This is a genomic window from Streptomyces caeni, from assembly GCF_042678285.1.
GTDB lineage: Bacteria > Actinomycetota > Actinomycetes > Streptomycetales > Streptomycetaceae > Streptomyces > Streptomyces caeni.
In genome coordinates this window covers 1-4,333 of sequence record NZ_JBHUDX010000104.1, presented here as the reverse complement: position 1 = coordinate 4,333, position 4,333 = coordinate 1, and the positions used below count along the sequence as shown (strand labels likewise).

Here is a 4,333-nt window from a genome sequence, read left to right as displayed (position 1 = left end):
CCCGCGCGCAGGCGATCTACCAAACTCCTGATCCGAACTCCAGACAGGACCTAGGAGGCCCCTCACCCGCAGGCGAGGGGCCTCAGCCGTGGGCGGAGCGGCTCAGCCCGCCGAGTAGGCGCGCAGGAACAGGGCCACCGCCACCGAGAGGCGCTCCAGCTCGTCGGGAGACACGCTCTCGTCGACCGCGTGGATCTGTGCCTCCGGCTCACTCAGCCCGATGAGGAGGATCTCCGCCCGGGGATACAGCGACGCGAGGGTGCTGCACAGCGGGATGGAGCCGCCCTGGCCCGCGTGCTGCATCCGCCGGCCCGGATACGCGACCGCCATCGCCTCGGCCATCGCCGTGTAGGCCGGGCTGGAGGTGTCCGCGCGGAACGCCTGCCCCTGCCCGACCTGCTCCGTGGTCACCCGGGCGCCCCACGGCGTGTGTGTCCGGAGGTGGGCCTCCAGCAGCTTGCTCGCCTCCGCCGCATCCACCCCCGGCGGCACCCGCAGGCTGACCAGCGCGCGGGCGCTCGCCTGCACGGACGGGGTCGCGCCCACGACCGGCGGGCAGTCGATGCCGAGGACGGTCACGGCGGGGCGCGCCCAGAGGCGGTCGGCGACCGAGCCGGAACCGATCAGCTCGACCCCGTCGAGCACCTTGGCGTCGTCGCGGAACTGTCCTTCGTCGTACTCGAGGCCGTCCCACCGCGCCTCGCGGGCCAGCCCCTCGACGGTCGTCGAACCGTCCTCGTCCCGCAGTGAGTCCAGTACGCGGATGAGCGCGGCCAGCGCGTCGGGCGCGGCCCCGCCGAACTGGCCGGAGTGCAGGTTGCCTTCGAGCGTGTCGACCTGCACGCGGACGAGGGTCATGCCGCGGAGCGTCGAGGTGACGGTCGGCAGGCCGACGCGGAAGTTGCCCGTGTCGCCGATGACGACGGCGTCCGCCGTGAGCAGGTCCGGGTGCTCCTCGGCGTACCGCTCCAGACCGCCCGTGCCCTGTTCCTCCGAGCCCTCGACGATCACCTTGACGTGCACGGGCACGCCGCCGTTCGCCTTGAGCGCGCGCAGTGCCAGCAGATGCATGATGAGGCCGCCCTTGCAGTCGGCCGCGCCGCGCCCGTACCAGCGCCCGTCGCGCTCGGTCAGCTCGAAGGGCGGAGTGGCCCACGCCGACTCGTCGAGCGGTGGCTGCACGTCGTAGTGCGCGTACAGCAGAACCGTCTTCGCGCCCTGCGGGCCGGGCAGATGCCCGTACACCGACTGCGTGCCGTCCGGGGTGTCGAGCACCGCCACGTCCTGGAAGCCCTCGGCGCGCAGCGTGTCGGCGACCCAGCGCGCGGCGCCCTCGCTCTCGCTCCTCGGGAACTGGTCGAAGTCCGCCACCGACTTGAAGGCCACCAGTTCGGTGAGCTCTTCCTTCGCCCGGGGTATCAGCGAGGCGACGGTCCCGGCGATCGGATTCGACGACATGGGCACGCTCCTTGTAGGTGCGACGGTGTACCGGTCAGTACTTCTGTGTGCAGGGTCCTGCGGGGTGGAAGCGCCTCCTGGTGTGCGGAGCGCGTACCGAGCCGATCCTCCCACAGCGGCCTGCGGCGATACCCGCCGTAGTATGCGGGAGACAGGTGCGGCAGGCGGCTTGATCGGGAGCAGTAGACCATCGTGAGCAGCGAGATCTCTTCGGCGGACGGCGTGCAGCGGGTGTGGGACGTGGTCGTGGTGGGTGCGGGGCCCGCAGGGGCCTCGGCCGCGTACGCGGCGGCGGTCGCGGGACGCAGCGTGCTGTTGCTGGAGAAGGCGGAACTGCCCCGCTACAAGACGTGCGGCGGCGGCATCATCGGTCCCTCACGCGATGCCCTCCCGCCCGGCTTCGAGCTGCCGTTGCGCGACCGGGTGCACGCGGTCACCTTTTCGAACAACGGTCGCTTCACCCGCACCCGCCGCTCCCGGCAGATACTGTTCGGGCTGGTCAACCGCCCCGAGTTCGATCAGCAGCTCGTCGAGTACGCCCAGAAGGCCGGCGCGGAACTGCGTACGGGCGCGACGGTCTCGCGCGTCGAGCAGCACGGCTCGGCGGTGCCCGACCGGCGCACGGTCGCCGTCGTGCTGCAGGGCGGTGAGACGCTGCTGGCCCGGGCCGTGGTCGGCGCGGACGGCAGCGCCAGCCGGATAGGAGCGCATGTCGGCGTGAAGCTCGACCAGGTCGACCTGGGGCTGGAAGCGGAGATTCCGGTCCCCGGGACCGTCGCCGAGGACTGGCAGGGGCGGGTGCTCATCGACTGGGGGCCGATGCCCGGCAGCTACGGCTGGGTCTTCCCCAAGGGGGACACGCTCACGGTGGGTGTGATCTGCGCCCGCGGTGAAGGCGCCGCGACCAAGCGGTACTTGGAGGACTTCGTCGCCCGGCTCGGCCTCGCCGGCTTCGAACCGAGCGTCTCCTCGGGGCACTTGACGCGCTGCCGTGCCGACGACTCGCCGCTGTCGCGGGGACGGGTGCTGGTGTGCGGGGATGCGGCGGGGCTGCTGGAGCCGTGGACCCGTGAGGGGATCTCGTTCGCGCTGCGGTCCGGGCGGCTGGCGGGGGAGTGGGCGGTACGGATCGCCGAGGCGCACGACGCCGTGGACACGCGCCGGCAGGCCCTGAACTACGCGTTCGCCGTCAAGGCCGGCCTGGGCGTCGAGATGAGCGTCGGCAAGCGGCTGCTGACCGTGTTCGAGCGTCGGCCCGGTCTCTTCCACGCGGCGCTGACCGGCTTCCGCCCCGCCTGGAAGGCGTTCAAGGACATCACCCAGGGCGCGACGACCCTGGGGGAGATCGTCCGTACCCGCCCCATCGCCCAGCGCGCCCTGTCCATGCTGGACCGCGGGGCCGCGGGCGACACGGTCAGCTCTTGATCGTGATGCGGAAGACGGGGTGGTCGGGGGCGATGCGGCGCAGTTCGGCGTCCGGCGAATCGGGACCGACTCCGTTGAAGAAGACCCCGACCTCGGCCTTCCAGCGCTTGAGATAGGCGCGCAGGAGCGGAACCTTGTCGTCGTCGGCGACCTCGGTGGCGGCGAACACGTCCACGTGCTTGCCCAGCCGCAGTTCGCCGCCGCCGGCCGCGCGCATGTTGTGGGTCCACTGGACATGGCCGCGCGGGGCGAGCAGATAGTCCTGGCCGTCCACGGTCAGCAGGTTGACGGGGGTGGTCCGCCACTGGCCGCTCTTGCGGCCGCGGACCGCCAGGACGCGGGAGCCCCAGACGCTGATGCCGCGGCGGGTCATCCAGGCCACGGCGCGGTTGAGGACGTTGACCGTGAACCAGCCGGGCTTCTGAACGTGCGTGGACATGGGAGCCGTCCTCCTGGCGAAAAAGTGTGAGCAGTGCTCTCGGTTGAGATCAGTATGCGCGAGATCGGTGCTCTAAAGCAAGAGCGGTGCTCTCAATCGTGTGCGGCGCTCTCGGTTTCGGTGGCGGCGAGCGTATGGCGAATGGGTAGTGGGTGTGCGACGGGTTCGCGGGTGGGCGCTGGTGCGGGGTCGATGGGTGCCGACCCTCTTGTAAGCGTTGATCTCTTTGTAGAGCGCCGCTCTCCTTTGTGTGCACTGCTCCGATTTCATGTCACACTGCCTTCATGACCACAGTACGAGGAGCCCGCGCCCGTGCCCGGATCGAAGTCACCGCCGCCATCAAGGACGAGGCGCGCCGGCAGCTCGCCGCGGAAGGCGCCGCCAGGCTCTCGCTGCGGGCCGTCGCGCGCGAGCTCGGCATGGTCTCCTCCGCGCTCTACCGCTACTTCCCCAGCCGCGACGACCTGCTCACCGCGCTCATCACCGACGCCTACGACTCCCTCGGCGAGGCCGCTGAGACCGCGCACGCCAAGGCCGGAGACATCGCCCCTGCGCGGCGGTGGGTCACCGTGTGCGAGGCCGTGCGCGCGTGGGCACTGGCGCATCCGCACGAGTACGCGCTGATCTACGGCTCGCCCGTCCCCGGGTACTCCGCGCCCGAGACCACCATCCCGGCCGCGTCCCGCGTGGGGCTGCTTCTGATCGGCATCGTGCGTGACGCCCACCGGCGGCGGGGTGTGGCCCGTACCCCGTTGCCCGCCGAGTTGCAGCCCGAGGCCCGGCGCATGGCCGCCGACCTGGCGCCCGACCTGCCGCCGGAGGTGGTCACGGCCCTGGTCGCCTCGTGGGCGCAGCTGTACGGACTGGTCGGGTTCGAGCTGTTCGGTCAGTTCAACAGGGTGGTGGAGGACCGTGAGGCGTTCTTCCGGCACGCGGCGGCGCAACTCGCGCACGGCGTGGGCCTGGTGTTCTCCTAGCTTGACGTTTAACCTCGCAGGTCACCCGACCTGC

The 4,333-nt window shown here is 71.2% G+C and carries 4 protein-coding genes; 2 read left to right on the top strand and 2 right to left on the bottom strand.

Features of this window, described 5'->3' with window-relative positions; translation table 11 throughout:
• Window positions 1–102: 102 nt before the first annotated feature.
• Entirely contained in the window at window positions 103–1,458 is a 1,356-nt protein-coding gene (locus tag ACFSL4_RS32635; protein ID WP_381091065.1) for a dipeptidase, read from the bottom strand.
• Between the two features lie 192 nt (window positions 1,459–1,650).
• On the opposite strand from ACFSL4_RS32635, the gene ACFSL4_RS32630 reads away from it, so the two are divergent.
• Complete coding sequence (locus tag ACFSL4_RS32630; RefSeq protein WP_381091064.1) at window positions 1,651–2,883, top strand: geranylgeranyl reductase family protein; 1,233 nt, start codon at window positions 1,651–1,653, stop codon at window positions 2,881–2,883.
• Here the strand turns inward: ACFSL4_RS32630 and ACFSL4_RS32625 are convergent.
• Window positions 2,873–3,322, bottom strand: a complete 450-nt coding sequence (locus tag ACFSL4_RS32625; protein ID WP_381091062.1) for a nitroreductase family deazaflavin-dependent oxidoreductase — start codon at window positions 3,320–3,322, stop codon at window positions 2,873–2,875. The genes ACFSL4_RS32630 and ACFSL4_RS32625 overlap by 11 nt on opposite strands.
• 284 nt (window positions 3,323–3,606) lie before the next feature.
• On the opposite strand from ACFSL4_RS32625, the gene ACFSL4_RS32620 reads away from it, so the two are divergent.
• Window positions 3,607–4,299, top strand: coding sequence for a TetR/AcrR family transcriptional regulator (locus tag ACFSL4_RS32620; RefSeq protein ID WP_381091060.1), 693 nt, complete (start codon window positions 3,607–3,609; stop codon window positions 4,297–4,299).
• Window positions 4,300–4,333 lie beyond the last annotated feature (34 nt).

Coding starts and splice junctions, on each gene's coding strand:
- ACFSL4_RS32635 (WP_381091065.1), bottom strand. CDS start 1,458: ATGTCGTCGAATCCGATCGCCGGGACCGTCGCCTCGCTGATACCCCGG.
- ACFSL4_RS32620 (WP_381091060.1), top strand. CDS start 3,607: ATGACCACAGTACGAGGAGCCCGCGCCCGTGCCCGGATCGAAGTCACC.
- ACFSL4_RS32625 (WP_381091062.1), bottom strand. CDS start 3,322: ATGTCCACGCACGTTCAGAAGCCCGGCTGGTTCACGGTCAACGTCCTC.